This window comes from Candidatus Omnitrophota bacterium (assembly GCA_028716165.1).
Taxonomy (GTDB): Bacteria; Omnitrophota; Gorgyraeia; order JABMRG01; family JABMRG01; genus JAQUQI01.
In genome coordinates, this window is sequence record JAQUQI010000008.1 from 1 (window position 1) to 17,074 (window position 17,074).

The 17,074-nt window shown below is 44.0% G+C and carries 15 protein-coding genes; 2 read left to right on the forward strand and 13 right to left on the reverse strand.

Annotation, left to right across the window (positions count from 1 at the left end; genetic code table 11):
- Nucleotides 1-197: 197 nt before the first annotated feature.
- A complete protein-coding gene (gene gpmA, locus PHV77_04825; GenBank protein ID MDD5504618.1) occupies nt 198-953 on the forward strand; it encodes a 2,3-diphosphoglycerate-dependent phosphoglycerate mutase in 756 nt (251 codons plus the stop codon).
- Nucleotides 954-959: 6 nt separating this feature from the next.
- Here gpmA and thiF read toward each other — a convergent pair whose 3' ends face one another.
- The 13 genes from thiF to PHV77_04890 form a co-directional block, all read right to left on the reverse strand.
- The gene (gene thiF / locus PHV77_04830; GenBank protein MDD5504619.1) at nt 960-1,565 is read right to left on the reverse strand and encodes a sulfur carrier protein ThiS adenylyltransferase ThiF; all 606 of its coding nucleotides are present in this window, start codon (nt 1,563-1,565) and stop codon (nt 960-962) included.
- A complete protein-coding gene (gene thiH / locus PHV77_04835; GenBank protein MDD5504620.1) occupies nt 1,565-2,677 on the reverse strand; it encodes a 2-iminoacetate synthase ThiH in 1,113 nt (370 codons plus the stop codon). Before thiH ends, thiF begins: the two co-directional genes overlap by 1 nt.
- Before the next feature lie 6 nt (nt 2,678-2,683).
- Entirely contained in the window at nt 2,684-3,460 is a 777-nt protein-coding gene (locus tag PHV77_04840; GenBank protein MDD5504621.1) for a thiazole synthase, read from the reverse strand.
- A 1-nt stretch (nt 3,461) separates the two neighbouring features.
- Nucleotides 3,462-3,662 (reverse strand): sulfur carrier protein ThiS, encoded by a 201-nt coding sequence (gene thiS / locus PHV77_04845; GenBank protein ID MDD5504622.1) that lies wholly within the window; start codon nt 3,660-3,662, stop codon nt 3,462-3,464.
- Nucleotides 3,646-4,308: a thiamine phosphate synthase gene (thiE, locus tag PHV77_04850; GenBank protein ID MDD5504623.1), complete on the reverse strand. Its 663-nt coding sequence runs from the start codon at nt 4,306-4,308 to the stop codon at nt 3,646-3,648. Before thiE ends, thiS begins: the two co-directional genes overlap by 17 nt.
- 287 nt (nt 4,309-4,595) lie before the next feature.
- Nucleotides 4,596-6,275 (reverse strand): glutamine--tRNA ligase/YqeY domain fusion protein, encoded by a 1,680-nt coding sequence (locus PHV77_04855; protein ID MDD5504624.1) that lies wholly within the window; start codon nt 6,273-6,275, stop codon nt 4,596-4,598.
- A 35-nt stretch (nt 6,276-6,310) separates the two neighbouring features.
- The gene (mgtE, locus tag PHV77_04860) at nt 6,311-7,663 is read right to left on the reverse strand and encodes a magnesium transporter (GenBank protein MDD5504625.1); all 1,353 of its coding nucleotides are present in this window, start codon (nt 7,661-7,663) and stop codon (nt 6,311-6,313) included.
- A gap of 84 nt (nt 7,664-7,747) precedes the next feature.
- Nucleotides 7,748-9,664, reverse strand: coding sequence for a hypothetical protein (locus PHV77_04865; GenBank protein MDD5504626.1), 1,917 nt, complete (start codon nt 9,662-9,664; stop codon nt 7,748-7,750).
- A gap of 110 nt (nt 9,665-9,774) precedes the next feature.
- The gene (locus tag PHV77_04870) at nt 9,775-11,679 is read right to left on the reverse strand and encodes a hypothetical protein (GenBank protein MDD5504627.1); all 1,905 of its coding nucleotides are present in this window, start codon (nt 11,677-11,679) and stop codon (nt 9,775-9,777) included.
- A 12-nt stretch (nt 11,680-11,691) separates the two neighbouring features.
- Complete coding sequence (locus PHV77_04875) at nt 11,692-12,030, reverse strand: phosphomannose isomerase type II C-terminal cupin domain (protein ID MDD5504628.1); 339 nt, start codon at nt 12,028-12,030, stop codon at nt 11,692-11,694.
- Nucleotides 12,031-12,385: 355 nt separating this feature from the next.
- The gene (locus tag PHV77_04880) at nt 12,386-12,901 is read right to left on the reverse strand and encodes a flavodoxin (GenBank protein ID MDD5504629.1); all 516 of its coding nucleotides are present in this window, start codon (nt 12,899-12,901) and stop codon (nt 12,386-12,388) included.
- A 15-nt stretch (nt 12,902-12,916) separates the two neighbouring features.
- Nucleotides 12,917-13,753 carry a hypothetical protein gene (locus PHV77_04885; protein MDD5504630.1) on the reverse strand — a complete coding sequence of 279 codons (837 nt, stop codon included), beginning with the start codon at nt 13,751-13,753 and terminating at the stop codon, nt 12,917-12,919.
- 19 nt (nt 13,754-13,772) lie between these two features.
- Nucleotides 13,773-14,534 (reverse strand): exodeoxyribonuclease III, encoded by a 762-nt coding sequence (locus PHV77_04890; protein MDD5504631.1) that lies wholly within the window; start codon nt 14,532-14,534, stop codon nt 13,773-13,775.
- A gap of 195 nt (nt 14,535-14,729) precedes the next feature.
- Here PHV77_04890 and PHV77_04895 point away from each other — a divergent pair, with 195 nt between their 5' ends.
- Nucleotides 14,730-17,057, forward strand: a complete 2,328-nt coding sequence (locus PHV77_04895) for a hypothetical protein (GenBank protein ID MDD5504632.1) — start codon at nt 14,730-14,732, stop codon at nt 17,055-17,057.
- The last annotated feature ends 17 nt before the right edge of the window (nt 17,058-17,074 follow it).

The window sequence follows — 17,074 nt, forward strand, 5'->3', positions numbered from 1 at the left end:
CAATTTGCACTTATTAACAAAGAAAGAAAAAGAACCAAAAAGAAAGAAAAGCTGCTACTGCTACTTTTAATTAAAACCGGACATTTTAATTTTGGTAAAAACCGGACATTTTAATTTTGGCTTGACACGGCTTAAAAATATCCTTGAACAAGCGATTTATTGTAGTATAATATCCAAAAACGGGGGCAGCATAAAAAATGAATAAAATTAATTTGGTATTATTAAGGCACGGCGAAAGCCTCTGGAACAGGGAAAACCGCTTCACGGGATGGACTGACGTTGACCTTTCCGAAAATGGTATTGCTGAAGCCGGCGAAGCCGGAAAAACGCTTAAAAAAGAGGGCTTCATTTTTGACGCGGCGTTTACTTCCGTATTAAAACGCGCTATAAGAACACTGTGGATTACGCTTGATACAATGGACCTTATGTGGATACCTGTAACGCGTTCATGGCGTCTAAACGAAAAACATTACGGTACTTTGCAGGGTTTGAATAAGTCGGAGACAGCTCAAAAATACGGTGAAGACCAGGTCCTCCTATGGCGGCGCGCTTATGATATACAGCCGCCTGCCCTTGAAAAAAATGATCCGCGGCATCCGGCCAATGATCCGCGTTATAAGGACATAGGAAAAGATAATATGCCATCCACCGAATGTCTGAGAGATACCGTTGAGCGCTTTTTACCGTATTGGCACAATGAAATAGCCCCTGTTATAAAAAGCGGGAAAAGAGTATTGATATCGGCTCACGGAAACAGCCTGCGAGCCCTTGTAAAATACCTTGATCATATTCCTGATTCTGAAATAGTAAAACTAAATATACCTACAGGCATACCGCTCGTCTACGAGCTTGACGGCAATCTAAAGCCTATTAGAAACTACTATCTTGGAGATACTGAAAAGATCAAAAAGGCTATGGATGCCGTAGCAAGCCAGGGGAAAGCGAAGAAATAAAGGCTTTCATTGTTTCATAATATATTCTATAACAATATCGGCCTGCTTGGCCGCGGCTATATTAACCGCGGGTGATAAAACCGGCATTTTGTCAGAACCTGTCTCAAGGTCTCCTACCAGGATAAAATTCTTTTTTATACGATGGACTTTGATCCTGTCCGTATTTCCAAAACCCGCCACACCCGACGCCGAAACTATAAACTTGCCCTCGCCCAATAAGGCCTCTGCTATCATGGCTTTTTCACGCGCGCCATCTAAAGCCTCAACGACTACCTGGCAATCACTGAACATATCCTTGATGTTCCCATCCCTTATTTTTTCTTTCACGATATCAAGTTTGAGCTCGGGATTTATGGCCATAAGGTTCTGTGCCAGGGCATCGGGCTTTGGCATTCCTATCTGCGAGTAAAAAAAGAACTGCCTGTTTAGATTGGATTGTTCAACAAAATCAAAATCAATCAGCTTAAGCCTCGTTATGCCCGACCTTACCAGGTTAAAAGCGCAATTGCTGCCCAGGCCGCCGCAGCCGGCTATAGCGACCTTAACAGAATCCGCCTTGATGATATAATCTTTACCCAATCCCGATTTTAATAAATTTGTCAATTCAACCATCAGATATCCATCCAGTCCTTAAACACGGGTTGATAACCCTTTCTTTTAAGAAAATCTTTGATGTCGCTTACAGTCCTTTTATCAGAGGTGCTAAATTGTTCAAGGGCCTCGGATGGCGGGCCCTCGCAAAGCCAAGCTGAAACGGATGTGGCTGATTGAGCGGATATCCGCGTAATGCCGAGGGCGAGCATATTATCCCTAAACTCCGCGCTCTCTCTTGTTGATAATGTTATCCCGACCCGCGGGAGGAATATCCTTAATGCCACGACCAGTTGCGCGATGTCAGCGTCTGTCACATTAAATTCCGGAACAAATCGCGCGCCTGTCTGTCTTATACGCGGCACGGACACGCTTATTTCCGCGGCAGGGAAATTAGCTTGTAGATAATGAGCGTGAAGGCCGGCGAAAAATCCGTCAACGCGAAAATCATTGAGCCCTAATAGCGCGCCTATATTAACCGCCCTGATATTCTGCCGCAACGCCCTTTCAGGCGCTTCAAGCCTGAAGGCATAATCTGTTTTATCGCCGCGCCTGTGGACGAGGGAATATATCTTCCTGTCATATGTCTCCTGATAAACGGTAAGAGAATCGGCGCCGGATTTAATTATCCCGGCGTATTCATCTTCAGATAAAGGATAGACCTCCACGGCCACGGAGCTGAAATATTCTTTCAATACCTCTACACAATCGCTTATATAGGATACCGGGCTCATTTTTTTTGAATCACCCGTCAAAAGCAGTATATGCCTTAGCCCGGTATTTGAGATATGGCAGGCCGCGTGTTTAACCTCTTTGATGGTAAGTTTCCTCCTGCGGCTTTTGATGCCGGCATTATATCCGCAGTAAATACAATCATTATCACAAAAATCCGAGACATACAATGGAGTATAAAGCTGTATGGCCCTGCCAAAATTATGCAGGGTAATATCGCGCGCCTTAACTGCCATATCTTCAATGCGGCAGAAGGCACTTGGCGAAAGTAATTTTAAAAAATCACAAGCAGTAAGGATATTCTTGTTTAATACAAAGTCAATATCCCTGTCGTCAACAGATGTCAACAAACCCATTATATTTTCGGATTCATACTTTTTTATTGCCTCTATAAAACTCATGTCTTTTCAATCCCGTAAAAAACCCGTTAAAGGGGAGGAAGCCTGCGCGGCGGGCCCAGGCGAAGCCATGGTGGAATTTAAAACATAATGCCTCCTGCCGGCTTTAACCGCCAGGGCAAATGCCTCTGCTTCCATAACAGGGTCATTGGCTATGGCAATGGCTGTATTAACAAGCACGGCATCACAGCCTGATTCCATGCACAAGGCAGCATCGGCAGGGCTTCCTAATCCCGCGTCAACTATAACAGGAACGTCAATCTCATTTATCATTATCCTTACCATCTCCCTGGTCTTAAATCCCCTGCCGCTTCCGATAGTTGAACCTAAAGGCATTACTGCCGCTGCTCCGGCCTCTACCAGGGCCCTGGCTGTTATAAGATCAGGGTTCATATATGCCAACGGCACAAATCCTTCTGATGCCAGCGCCTTAGTCGCTTTCAGGGTCTCTATATTATCCGGCAAAAGGTATTTGTTGTCCGGTATGACCTCTATTTTTATCCAATTCCCGCAACCCATAGCTTTTCCGAGCCGGGCTATCCTTATGGCTTCATCCGCGTTCCTGGCTCCTGATGTGTTTATCATAATAGTGCAGTCCGAGGGTATATAATCCAATATATTCTCATCCGCTGATTTTTCATCCACACGCCTTAATGCTACCGTCACAACCTGGCATCCGCAAGCCCTTATGATATCACCTATAATACGCTTATCCGGAAATTTCCCGGTACCGACAAAAAGCCTGTTATTAAACGATCTGTCGGCTATCTTTAAAATATCCTCCATACTATCCTCCCCCTACAAAACTGACTATTTCAATAATATCGCCTTCTCTAAGTATTATCTCGTTCCACTTGTCCTTTGGGATAATATTATGATTATATTCTATAACTATTGCCCTTTCGGACAGCCCCTTTATCTTTATTAGCTCCGGCAGATTGCCGGCGCCCTCTATTTCATGGAACCTGCCGTTAATTTTTATCCGCATAGTTTGGCCCGGTTTTCAGGCTGATAATAGCTGTTTTAAGCCTTTTTACCTCAAGCGCGACATCATCGGCTTCTGTTATTGCCCGTATGACTGCTATGTTTTTTACTCCCATAGAGGCCAGCGTGCCGATATTGGACATATTGATACCGCCTATAAAAAAAACAGGCTTTCGGCTCTTTGACAATACCTCTCCTATGCCGTCTGTGCCTATCTTATAATTCTTTGTCTTTGTTTCAAACACGGGGCCAAACGCTATATAATCAAAATCCTGCTCCTGCGCCTTAAGAAATTGCCGGACAGAATGAGTGGATATGCCTATTATCCTGTCTCTGCCAAGTATGCCGCGTGTTAAAGGCAGTGGATATTTTATAATATCTTCCTGGCCCAGATGGACTCCGTCGGCATCAAGCCTTTTGGCGGCAACGGGGTCATCGTTAACAATAAAAGTTACAGATCTCTTTCTGCACAATGACCTGATATCTTTGGCGTATGATAAAAAATTTCCGCGTGAAAACGTTTTTTCTCTTACCTGCAGGATATCTATGCCCGCCTGAATCGCCTGATAAGCAATGTCCGCGGCAGGCCTTCCTTTGGTATATTCCGAACTCAACACAAGATACAAGTTACTATCTTTTACCATATACATAAAAACCTATGCTGTCAGCATAGGTGAAAAGGGCCTTTTTTAAAATTCCCTACGCTGGCATTATCCAGCCTGCCCGGTTTAATTTTCTAAAGCAGGTCCGCTTGGCCTTTTTGGCAAAAAAATGAAATTAGCCTCGGATCAGGTTCATCGGGTCTCCCGCTAAACGCGGGACTCTCAGGCCTGTATCAGGCCTCCCCTACACAATATAATTACAACATAGCTATAATATCAGCGGCTACCGGATATTTCGCAAAGCAGAACAACTGTAATTATAAAAAAGCGCTACTCTATTGCTTCTTTTCTATATTAGACCAGGTGTCCTTGAGTCCGACTATACGGTTAAATACAAGCCTGTCCTGGTTGGAATCTTTATCCAGGCAAAAATATCCCTGCCTCTCAAATTGATATGAAGCTCCGTTAACAGCTTTTGACAGGCAAGGCTCAATATATACCGGGTATATTTTTTGTAATGATTCAGGATTCAAATTATCCCTATAATTTTGGCCCTGCCCGGTATCTTCCGGATCAGGTTTAATAAAAAGATGGCTATAAAGACGAGCTTCGGCAATGCCGGCATGCCTTTGTGATACCCAGTGCAGGGTCGTCTTAGGCTTTCTGCCGTCAGGCGAATCTCCTCCGCGTGTAGCTGGATCGTATGTGCACCTCAATTCCTTCACATTGCCTTCTTCATCTTTTATTACTTCCTCGCATTTTATAAAATAAGCGTATCTTAACCTTACTTCTTGTCCGGGAGATAAGCGAAAGAATTTTTTTGGCGGGTTTATTCTGAAATCGTCTTTTTCAATATATAGATGCCTGCCAAAGGGTATTTTTCTCGTGCCATAACTTTCATCTTCGGGATTGTTTACAGCATCCAGCAATTCTTCTTTTTCTTCCGGATAATTGACGATGGTAACCTTGAGAGGAAAAAGTACCGCCATCGCCCTTGGCGCTGTCTTGTTAAGCTCCTGTCGTATACTGTTTTCAAGCACCGCTATATCAACAATACTATTAGTTTTGGACACCCCGATATCTTTGCAAAAAGTCCTTATAGAGAGGGGCGTGTATCCGCGGCGCCTAAGGCCTGATATGGTAGGCATGCGCGGATCGTCCCATCCGCTTACATCCTTATTTCTAACCAGCTCTATCAGTTTCCTTTTGCTAAGTATCGTGTAAGTCAAATTCAACCTGGCAAATTCTATCTGGCTGGGATGAAAAATGCCTAATGCCTCCAGTATCCAATCATATAAAGGCCTGTTATTTTCAAATTCAAGGGTGCAGATAGAATGCGTGATACCCTCTATGGAATCAGATATGCAGTGCGCGAAATCATACATAGGGTATATGGACCAGAGACCGCCTGTTCTGTGATGCAGGCCTTTCTTTATCCGGTAAAGCGCGGGGTCGCGCATAACAATATTGGGATGGGCCATGTCTATCTTGGCCCTTAACACGCGCGCGCCGTCATCAAACTCGCCTTCCTTCATCCGCTTGAAAAGATCAACGTTCTCTTCTATGCTTCGCCCCCTGAAAGGCGAGTCCTTTCCCGGCGAATTAAGGCTGCCTCTGTATAACCTTATCTCGTCCGGGCTCAAATCGCAAACATAGGCCTTCCCCATCTGTATAAGCCTGACAGCATATTCATATAAACGGTCAAAATAATCCGAAGCGTAAAACAACCTATCCTGCCAGTCAAAACCAAGCCAACGAACATCTTCCTTTATAGACTCTATGTATTCAATTTCTTCTTTCTCCGGATTGGTATCGTCAAAACGCAGGTTGCATAATCCGTTATAATATCCGGCAAGGCCGAAATTTAGGCATATTGATTTTGCGTGGCCTATATGCAAATAACCGTTTGGTTCGGGTGGAAACCGGGTATGGACCTTTTGGCCGTATTTTGACGTGTTCAGGTCTTTATCTATAATATCAGTTATAAAGTTTTTCACGAGCTTACCTGTATTCAAACGAAAATCAAAACATTCTGCCTGTAAAGACTGTGCTATATGCGAAAAATAAATATCGCGATATGAAGATAGATAAATAATGATACAATATCTACAATGCTTGTAATGAATGGCCCTGACATAAGCGCCGGGTCAAGCTTCATTTTTTTAAAAATAAGCGGTAATACGGCCCCCAGGGTTGTCGCGGCGACAACGGTAGCCACCATGGCAATGCCGACTGTAAGAGCAAGTAACGGACTTTTATTCATGATTATGGCCCTTGCGCCCGCCAAAAGGCTCATAGCAAATCCCACTATCACTCCGGCCTTAAGCTCCTTCCAAAAGACTTTAAATATATCGGACATTTTTATTTCGCCCGTGGCAATACCCCTTATAACGACAGTTGATGACTGCGTACCGGCATTGCCGCCCGAGTTGCACAAAAGCGGTATAAAAAAAACAAGCGCCACCACTGCCTCAAGCTGAAAAGCATATCGCTCCATTATCCAGCCCGAAATAAAACCCATTACAACAAGGACCATCAACCATAATATCCTGTGCCGGGCTATTGTCAAAGACTTTGACCCCATGTAATCTATATAATCTCCGGCAGCGCCGTATTTATATATGTCCTCTGTGTCTTCCTGGATAATAACATCAACAATATCGTCATGCGTAACTATGCCTACGAGCTTGTTGTCTTCGTCTACAACCGGAAGTGCCAGTATATCGTAGTCTGCCAGCTTTTTGGCGACTGCCTCTTTATCATCGCTGACATTAGCAGTGATCACATTTGTGTGCATAATGTCCTTGATAACGCTTGTTGATTCCGCCACGATAATGTCTTTAAGCGAGACAAAGCCTATCAGCTTTCTTTCCTCATCTATGATGTAAACATAATAAATAGTTTCGCGGTTAAAGGCCTGCAATTTAAGTTTGGCAATGGCCTCTTTAGCTGTTATCTCGCGGGGCAGGACGGCATATTCCGTTGTAAGTACCGAACCGGCGGTCCCTTCTTTAAACTGTAAAAGCCTCTTTATATCATTTCGTTCAGCCTGCGCGACAAGAGGCAGTATTTCTTCAACGCGTTTTTTGGGCAGCGCCTTTATAAAATCAGCCCTTTCGTCCGGCGCCATCTCCTCAAGGACGCCTGCCATCCAGTCCTTTGAAAAATATCTGAATATCTCGCGTTTCTGCTTGATTTTAAAATGCTGAAAAAACTCTATACCCAGAGGCCTGCTAAGGGCTATTATAATCCGGGCATTTTCCTCGGGTTCCAAATCTTCACAAAGCTCAAATATGTCCCTTGGATGAAAATCTTCAAACAGCTCTTTAAGGTGTTTATTGGCCTCGGGATAACGCAGTATTTCTTTGATCTCCGGCGAGATTATGGATATTCGTTTATGCATCGGTTTACTCCATGCTCAAAATACACGGGCATTCTTCCGTTATTATACGGAAAAACGGGAGAGTTAAAAATCGCGCGGCAGGATTTAAGTAAGCGACGCCATTATTTTGGAAAGTTTGTGGGTGGCAACCCCTATCACTTCGTCAGCGCCGCCATAATAATGATATATAGTGTCTGCCCGCAGGATATGGGAACAAGGAAATACCACATTTGGCACCTGGCCTTGTTCTTCATACTTTTTAATAGGCTCCAGGATTGAATCGTTTGTGCGCGATAAAACAACCATCGGATTTTTCAGATCAAGCAAAGCCGCGCCCAAACGGTAATGTTTATCTTCTCCTATCCCATGGTAAAACATAAGCCAGCCCTGCTTTACCTTCAGGGGCGGGCCGGCCAGGCCGATCTTCTTACTGTCCCACATGCCGTATCTGGGCCCCATGACCCTGATGCCGCGGTTAACCTCCCTAACAGCGTTTTTTAACGAGGTTAAAAAATCAAAACATATCTGGTGCCTGATACGGTGTATAAGGCAGTACCTATCTTTGAACTTTTCGGGGAACAGGCAGGCGTCCTTATCATCTATACCGGGCGGGGTTATCAATACAGGCCGCGACCAATTCCATCTCCTCCTTAAAAAGTCATTAACCGAAATCCATGTCATAGCGACTCTTGGCACCGCTATCCCGTTATATGCCGTATAAAACATATACAGCAGATTGCCTATCTTTACAATGCGGGGATCTTCACAGCCAGAATTCCCGTTAATGATTTTTTTCATTTCAAAATCCGCTCTGGGAACATAAATAGGTTCAGGCAGACGCTCATCAATCTTAAGCCCGTCCCTGCTTACCGCATACCCCATAGTAGAAGTGTTGTTTTCGGACATGGCCCTGTATATAATATGTATCTTGCCGTCCAATTCAATCGCGGCTGGATTAAATACAGCCCTGTCCTCCCACGCGTGTTCTTTAATAGGCGCGAGTATGGGGTTTTTCTTGCCGCGTGTGGAGTAGTTCTCCCTGCCGGCAGGCGTCATGCTCTCCAGAAGGCACGGCAGATTAAGGTCCGCGACGCATGAAGTGGTATCCGCGGCGCCGTAAAATATCCTCAAGGTCTTTTCCTTGATAATAGCGCCCGACGGAAATATCACATTCGGTATCTGTCCATACCTCTCATAGCTTGCTTCGGGGGCCATTATTGGATGCTTGGTGCGCCCAATAATCCTGGAGGGGTCCTTCATGTCCAAAAGAAGCGCTTCAATTCCAAAGATCTTATTGTCAGTAGGATAATTTTGTATATGCGCGTAGATAAGCAGCCAACCGTCCTTTGTTTTGACAGGCGCGGCTCCCACCTCAACATGGTCAGTAGGCATTCTTTTTATATGGAGCATGTTTTTGCCGAGTTTTTTATACCAGTTCCTCCAATAGGCTATATCCCATATCTCTTCCTCATGGTCAAATTGAGCGATGGCAATCCGGGCGGTACGTTTGGCATGGTCGGTATTTGCCGTCAATATGGCCGTAAACTTTCCGTTGACCTTGCCCGGGAAAAGGGCCATGGCCTTGGCATTAAAAGGTGTCACCAGGTGTTTTGACTCAATGGTCTTAAAGTCCTTAGTAATCGCGCAAGCGACTTTTATACCAAAATACCTGAACGGAAAAACGGATAAAGCGGTATAAAATATATAATATTTCCCGTTCAGTTCCGTTACGCGCGGGTCTTCGCAACCGTATCTTTCCCATGAAAATTCAGGCTTTATAAGCTGGGCCTGCTTGTTGAAAGAAACGCCGTCTATGCTTTTCGCGTATCCTATAGTGGAAATATACGGGCCGTTTTGAGGCACCAGATCAGGCTCCGACATGGCGCGGTATATCGCGTGAATTGTTTTTTTATCCTTGCTGTCCTGCACCACGGACCAATTAAATGTGGCCACCGCTTCCCATTGGTGCCTGCTGTAGGGTTTGATAATGGGATTATGCGGACAACGTTTCACCGAATACATACAATTTACCTTTCATTCATCATTAACACGGGTTTATATTTTATAGTTCGGGGGCAGGCGCTGAATTTCCGCGTAATGTTTTCAGCAACCGGCCCCCGGCACACTAAACCTTATGAATAAGTTACTTCTTTTAAAGTATAGCCGACAGTCCTGTCTTTTTTAACATTGTCTATAAACTGATCAAGCTGTGCGGTCGCGCAGCAAACAACCTTATCGCCTCCGCCATAATAAACAAAAAGCTCCTTGTTGAGCACAACAGCCCCGCACGGGTAAACAACACCCGACTTTCCGTCGTTCTCATAATGTTTATCGGGCTTTAGGATAGGATTGCTGGTCCTGTATAATACCTTGGACGGGTCATTGAGATCAAGTATCATGGCGCCAATTTTATAACGCGTATCGTCCCTGTCGTCAACGGCATGATAAATAACAAGCCACCCGTCTTCTGTTTTAATAGGCGTGGCGCCCACGCTCAACTTTCTGCTGTCCCACATACCCGGGCGCGTAGTAATCCTGGCCTTTGCCTCAAGCCATTTTCCGTCATCAAATTTCAAATTGTCCCTATAGTCAATCAATATATGGGGGAATACCCGGTGAAATATCACGTATTTTCCTTTTACTTTTTCCGGCAGTATACAACCGCTTTTGTTTACCACGCCAGGCGCCGATATTAAAACCGGTTCAGTCCATTTCCATTCTTTTTTTCTAAAATCATCTCTGCGTATGGAGCTTAAAGCAATGCGCGGATGTGAATAACCCGAATAGGCAACATATGTCAGATATATCCTTTCGTCAATAGCCGTAAGCTTAGGGTCTTCGCATCCGGCCCAGCCGCAGCCTGATTTATAAAGGTCAGTCCTTTGTCTGGGCTTTGTAATGGCTCCTTCAAATTCCTTTGTAGGACAATAGGCGGGTTCGTTTAATGTTTCGTCAATAGTATAGCCGTCTCTTGTTGAAGCATAGCCAAGGCAGGAATAGCCCCCCTTTCCTACAGCCCTGTAAAGCAGGTGGACTTTGCCGTTATCGTACAAGGCGGCCGGATTAAAGGTAGCTTCCGATTCCCATTCGTTCATCTCGTTAGGCACGATTATAGGGTTTTTATAAAATCTTTTCAGTTTCGCAAAGGCCTTTTTTTCAGCCACACCGGGAAAAGGCTTGTCTATAGCCACCGTGAAAAGCTTTTTTAACCTTGAAGTAAAATAGAGAAATATTTTTTCTTTGTAAAACGCGGCGCCTATTGAATACATGGGCTCGCTTCCGGCGGAAAGCTTTTCCTGCCATAGCGGAGTTTCCGAGCGCCATATAAGGCTGTTGGGATCATATATTGAAAACAACGCCCCGCCTACTTGCAGTACCTGGCTGTCGCCTTCTTTGTATGAAGCATCGTAAACAACCAAAAGCCCGTGCGTGGTCAGAGAAACCGACAAAACGGTAAGCGGCGAATTATCAAAAAAATTATTTCTGGGTTCAAGGCAGGTTGTGTTTGATATCCTCCATTTGGCAAGGTCTGTTGAAAAAGCGGTCTTTATAGAACAACTGCCCAGATACATAACATATTGTTCCCTGCATTTATAATTCGGGGCAAGTATGCCCTGTTCTCTGGCGGCAGAAACCTTGCCGATAACCTTAAAATTCTTTAAATCCTTTGACACCGCTGACATCAGGCAGTTTTCAACCCTGCCCTTTTGCAGGTATGTCATAAAATAACCTTTATCGCAGGCCGATATGCTGATACGTTCACGCTGCGATATATCATCCGCTTTGCCCGAATCAGATATAACCGATATCTTGGCCCTGGATGCCTTAAAGCTCATCCCTGTCCTGCTCTTTGAAAGATAAAGCGCGGTCTTATCCAGATCAGACGATTTAAAAAACAACGACAACTGGCCCTTATCAACTATAACACCTATAGGATGCTTTGGCTGGTCAGGGGCCGGCAGCTTTTTACGCCTTTTAATCTTGCCTATTACTCTTTTTACCAAACCCTTGCCCCCTGCCACAATTTTCTTACTCATTTTCTCCGCCTCTTATCTTTTATACTTATCTTCAAGCCTGATAATATCGTTTTCATCAAATTCGCCAAACGATATCTCAAGCATTTTTATCACGGAGCCTTGGGCCTTGATACGGTGCTTCTGTTTCTTTTCTATAAAAAACTCATCTCCTTCGGACGCAGAAATAATGTTATCACCCAATGTTATTTCGCCCGTGCCCAAAAGCATCTTCCAGAATTCTTCCCTCTTATGATGAAACTGCAGGCTCAAAGATTCATGGGGATTAATCGTGATGATTTTTACGGTAACGGGTTCTTGTTTGGTAAATTGTTCAAACATCCCCCATGGCCTTTTTTCAGTATATTTTTTCATAAAATACCGCGAAAAGTTTTTATTGCGTGCGTAAAAAAGACAGTCTTATTCTCTTAATTTTCATGTTAAACTCAATTTAACGAATAAAATACAAAAGAATGACTGAAAAATCTTGAGGGGTTTTTAACAAGGTATATTTTCTTTTCACCCCGCCCAACTATACCCAAACGTAACCGGATTACTACTAAAGGGCAGGATGTATACTATCAATTAAGACAATCATATACCCTTTCAACATCAATGTAATATTATACTAAAAAAAAATATTTGTCAAGATTATATTTATATATTTAAACCTTGAATTTTCATATTATAATTCCAGCCTGTGATAATAATGCGGCCGGCCAAAAAAATATTAACGTGAGGGATATTTTAAATCCGCGCAAAGTCCCTGAACACAGTGCTTTACAACAGACCCGGCAAAACAACCATCCTTTGCCAAACAGCCTTGTAATGTAAACGACAGGCATTTTTTTACGCCTTTTTTATATAATATGTTTTTCATATATTCTAAACAGCGCTTATTGCCTATACCGCTGCCGTAAGTAGTAAAAACAACCGCTTCTTTCCCTTTTAGGCCGCGGCATTTATCTAAATACGTGTTCATTGAAGGCGCCGGGCCAAATGCCCAGACAGGACTGCCCAGACACACTAAATTATAACCGCTTAGGTCAAAATTAACATTGCCGATCTTTTCTCTGGACCCTATCAAGGCCCTGAACGCCTGCTTGCAAAAACCAAAATCTTTTCTCTGCGGCACAAGCCTTATCGTGTCAACTTGCGCGATCGTCTTGATGCTATCGGCAAGCGCCCGGGCAACTGCCGCCGTATTGCCGCTCAACGAAAAATAAACAATTACGCATTTTATCATACCGTCTCCTTGCCTTTACCAGGTATACGACCTGACCCTGTTGAGCCAGCCTTTCAGCCATCTGATCTCATCGCGGTCTTTCGGGGAATTATTGACACGCCTTATCAGTATCTTCTCGGCAGATTCGGCAAATTCTAAGACAGGGTCACTGACAGTTTCATCATTATTCATTTCCAATAATACCTGGAAAAGCCCCCAGCCGTTACCGTCATATCTTTCTGATTCCGATATTCCCATACCCTTAAAAATACTATAATCAACTGCCGCATACAAACCCCGTGTTGTGGATATCAGCCTTTCAAGGCGTCGGATAATACGCGCTCTGTTTTCACGGCCCTCAATTGATAAGACCATTTCCCGAAGGGAATCCTTAAAGCGGCGGACGATAAATTCCGCCTGCAGGGCCCTTGTCTCTTCTATAAAAATCCTTAATTCCTTGAAGCGGGCCGTATTTCCAGAGCGCATGAATTCTTCCCTTGTCCGCCACGGGCAATGAGGCTGTATACCATTTAATTTTTTAAGCCATTGGGGAATGTCCGCGCCGGAAGAGAAGGCGTATTCTAAAAACAACGGGAACACTTCCACAAAAGGCCCATTGGCATCTTTTGGATACCATATGAAATGGCCTATGCCAAGAGATAAAAAATCTTCCCCTTCATTCCATTGCAAAAGCAGGCTTTCCCTTGAAGAACATTCGTTGGCAAATATTCTATCGGCTATCCAGTTTGCCTGCTCAAGGTTTATATCAACATCAAGCGCTTGGGCCGCGCAGGCAAGGGCCAAGGACAATACGGCCAGAAAGAAAACCCGCTTGATGTTTCTCCTTCCGTGTTTTGCGCTGGCTGATACCATAACCTGTTCCACACTGTTCCTAAAGCCCGATATCAATACCTACGGGGCAATGGTCAGAACCTAATACGTGTTTTTGAATAAAAGCGTCCTGTATTTTGTCTCTTAAACCGCTGCTTACAAAAAAATAATCAATTCTCCAGCCCACATCCCTTTGTCTCGCCGCTGTTTTATAGTCCCACCAGCTATAATGGCCGGGCTGGTTATTAGACATCCTAAAGGTATCAATAAACCCAGATGACAGCAGATCATCTATCCATTTTCTTTCAACCGGTAAAAAGCCCGACGTATCTTCGTTTTCTTCCGGCCGGGCCAGATCAATTTCTTTATGAGCGGTATTAACATCCCCGCAGATTATCACGTGCCTTTTTTTCTTAAGTTTAACCGCAAATTCCAAAAACCTTTTATAAAAATCCAATTTATAAAACAGCCTCTGCCTTGATGCCGAACCGTTGGGAAAATACACGTTCAGCAGGTCAAATTCCTGAAACCTCAAGCATACTAATCTGCCTTCATTATCCAGGCTTTTCATGCCGCGGTCTTTATCTATAATTTTGGCGGCAGGCCTGGACCATACGGCGGTCCCGCTGTATCCTTTTTTCTTGGCGCAGGCAGTATATAAAAGGTAACCAGGCATGTTTTTTAATCCTTCGGGGAACTGTTCTGCCTGCGCTTTTGTCTCCTGCACGCACACAATATCCGCGCCGGCTGATACAAGCCATTGCGCGAAACCTTTTTTATAGGCCGCTCTTATGCCGTTTACATTCCATGATAATATCTTCATGCCAGATAACACATCTTTTATTGGGTTACTGTAAGACCAAATATTATGTTGTACATATCCTATGAATTATTATACATTATCTTAATCCGAGCGCAAGATATTTTAGGCGGAAAAGGCTGTATCGGTCTGCGGGTATAGCGACAAAATAATATTGTAACACGCATATTCATATGATATTATCAAAGAGAGGGCCGTATGCACCGCAAAAAAATTCTCATTATAACCCTTGCATCAATGGGTGCGGCAAGTATCATAGCTCAAATACTATTGTTAAGAGAGCTTCTTGTCGTTTTCTACGGGAACGAACTTACCTTAGGCATAATACTTTCAAACTGGCTTGCAATAGAATCGCTTGGAGCATTTACAGCTGGCAGGTGGGTGGAAAAATCAAATAAAAAAGTTTCGGCCTTCATATTTTTTATTATCGCCTCGTCGCTTGCCCTGCCCGCCTCTATTTATATAGCGCGCATATCCAAGGGTATTCCTGGTAATAATCCTTTTGAAGCGGCTGATATCGTAAGGGTTTTTTATAGCTCTGCCCTGGCTATATTCCCATCAGGTTTCTGCCATGGGGCGCTTTTTTCCATTGGCTGTAAAATACACGCGCTGATTTTCCGGGAACCGAAAAATATCTCACGCGCCAATGTTTTAACCATAGGTAAAGTTTATATATATGAAACCGCCGGAACCATAATTGGGGGCTGTCTCTGCAGTTTTATACTGGCACCCAATTTTGGCAGTTTTCATATAGCTTTCGGAACAGGGGCTTTTTTCCTTACCGCGGCCCTGGCGTTTTGCCTGCAATTTAAAAAAAACCGGCGTTTTATTGTCTCCAACATTCCGCTGTTATCCTGCGCCGGATTATTGGCTTTATATATATTTATATTATCATCGGGATCAGCCGGCGCTATAAATTCACTAAGCCTGCGCTGGTTCTGGCCCGGCCAAGAGGTTGTTTATTCAAAAAATTCATTTTACGGCAATGTCTCTGTAACGAAACATAAAGGTCAATATTCATTTTACTATGACGGAATGTCATTTATCACCGCTCCAAATCCGGACATGAATGCCGCCGAGGAATTTGCCCATCTTACAATGCTATCCCATGCTGGCCCATCGCATATACTTGTAATCGGCAAGGGCTCCGGAGGGCTTTTACAGGAAATACTTAAACACAAAATAAAAAAGTTGGATTATGTTGAGATAGACCCGCTTGTTATTACCGTTTTAAAAAAATTTCATTGTCCGCTCACGCGGGATGAGCTATCTGACCCCAGGGTTAACATTATTAATACTGACGGAAGGGCTTTTTTAAGAAAAACAGATTCAAAATACGATATTATATTTATCGGGTTTGAAAGCCCTTCAAACCTAAGCATCAATAGACTATTTACCAGGGAATTTTTCCTCATGATAAAGAATAAACTGAAAAATAACGGCATTACGGCCTTCCGCTTACCGGGTTCAATGATATATATTCCGGCCGAGTTAACCGATCTTAACGCCTGTGTTCTAAACTCCCTTAAATCCGTCTTCCCTCACACAAGAGCTATACCGGGTGATGATACGATTATTCATATGGCGTCTTCGGGCACGGAATTCACCCGGATAAACAAAAATAATACGGCCAAACGGCTTAAAAATAGCCTGATTAACACGCAATTGATAAGCCCTTCTTATATTGAATACAAATTAGACCCGGCCCGCGCGAAATGGTTTGAAAACAGTCTCCGCGCGGCGACAAAAAGACAAAACCTTGACTTCGCCCCGGTCGGGGTGTATTTTGATCTTTCGTACTGGAACTCCATGGTCTCGCCTCGCGTAAAAAAAATATCACATTTGTTTTCAAAGATAACCCCCGTCTTTTTTCTAAACACATTCGCGGTTTCAGGCATACTTCTAACGGGGCTATTACTTGCAAGCAGCAGGCCGCTTCGTATTTCAGTTCCTCTGTGCATCGCGGGGACAGGGTTTTCCAGTATGCTGTTTGGGCTTATAGCCATATTTTCTTTTCAGATTACATACGGCTATATCTTCCAGTGGATAGGCCTTCTTACCTGCGCATTTTATGCCGGCACGTTTTTAGGCAGTATATGGATAACGCGCAATTCGGGCGCGATAAAAAATGATCTATCCCTATTTCTGAAAATTGATTTACTTTCTGCTCTCTTCGCCATGGCCTTGCCGTTTATACTGCGCTGTTGCCAATATGTCTGCTCCGGAGAAAACACCGCCTCTTATTACAAGATAGTGTTCGTAACAATATGCGCGCTATCGGGGATGTTTACCGGCGCTCAATTCCCGCTTGCCAACAAGATAGCCCTAAGGCAAAACACCCAAACAGGAAAAACTGCCGGCATACTTTATAGCGCGGATATGCTTGGCGGCTGGGCTGGCGGGTTAGCGGGCGGCGTGCTGTTGGTGCCTGTGCTTGGAATATTTTACAGCTGTGTAGTAATAGCGGGGCTTAAGCTGACAACATCGGCGTGTTTCGCCGTATCAATGAAAAAAATACCGAAATAACCGCGCTCAACAACAAA

Excerpts from the sequence above, each read along its gene's own strand:
- gpmA (MDD5504618.1), top strand. The coding sequence starts at position 198 with ATGAATAAAATTAATTTGGTATTATTAAGGCACGGCGAAAGCCTCTGG.
- PHV77_04885 (MDD5504630.1), bottom strand. The coding sequence starts at position 13,753 with ATGGTATCAGCCAGCGCAAAACACGGAAGGAGAAACATCAAGCGGGTT.
- thiS (MDD5504622.1), bottom strand. The coding sequence starts at position 3,662 with ATGCGGATAAAAATTAACGGCAGGTTCCATGAAATAGAGGGCGCCGGC.
- mgtE (MDD5504625.1), bottom strand. The coding sequence starts at position 7,663 with ATGCATAAACGAATATCCATAATCTCGCCGGAGATCAAAGAAATACTG.
- PHV77_04895 (MDD5504632.1), top strand. The coding sequence starts at position 14,730 with ATGCACCGCAAAAAAATTCTCATTATAACCCTTGCATCAATGGGTGCG.
- PHV77_04880 (MDD5504629.1), bottom strand. The coding sequence starts at position 12,901 with ATGATAAAATGCGTAATTGTTTATTTTTCGTTGAGCGGCAATACGGCG.
- PHV77_04840 (MDD5504621.1), bottom strand. The coding sequence starts at position 3,460 with ATGGAGGATATTTTAAAGATAGCCGACAGATCGTTTAATAACAGGCTT.
- PHV77_04890 (MDD5504631.1), bottom strand. The coding sequence starts at position 14,534 with ATGAAGATATTATCATGGAATGTAAACGGCATAAGAGCGGCCTATAAA.
- PHV77_04865 (MDD5504626.1), bottom strand. The coding sequence starts at position 9,664 with ATGTATTCGGTGAAACGTTGTCCGCATAATCCCATTATCAAACCCTAC.
- PHV77_04870 (MDD5504627.1), bottom strand. The coding sequence starts at position 11,679 with ATGAGTAAGAAAATTGTGGCAGGGGGCAAGGGTTTGGTAAAAAGAGTA.
- thiH (MDD5504620.1), bottom strand. The coding sequence starts at position 2,677 with ATGAGTTTTATAGAGGCAATAAAAAAGTATGAATCCGAAAATATAATG.
- thiE (MDD5504623.1), bottom strand. The coding sequence starts at position 4,308 with ATGTATATGGTAAAAGATAGTAACTTGTATCTTGTGTTGAGTTCGGAA.
- thiF (MDD5504619.1), bottom strand. The coding sequence starts at position 1,565 with ATGGTTGAATTGACAAATTTATTAAAATCGGGATTGGGTAAAGATTAT.
- PHV77_04875 (MDD5504628.1), bottom strand. The coding sequence starts at position 12,030 with ATGAAAAAATATACTGAAAAAAGGCCATGGGGGATGTTTGAACAATTT.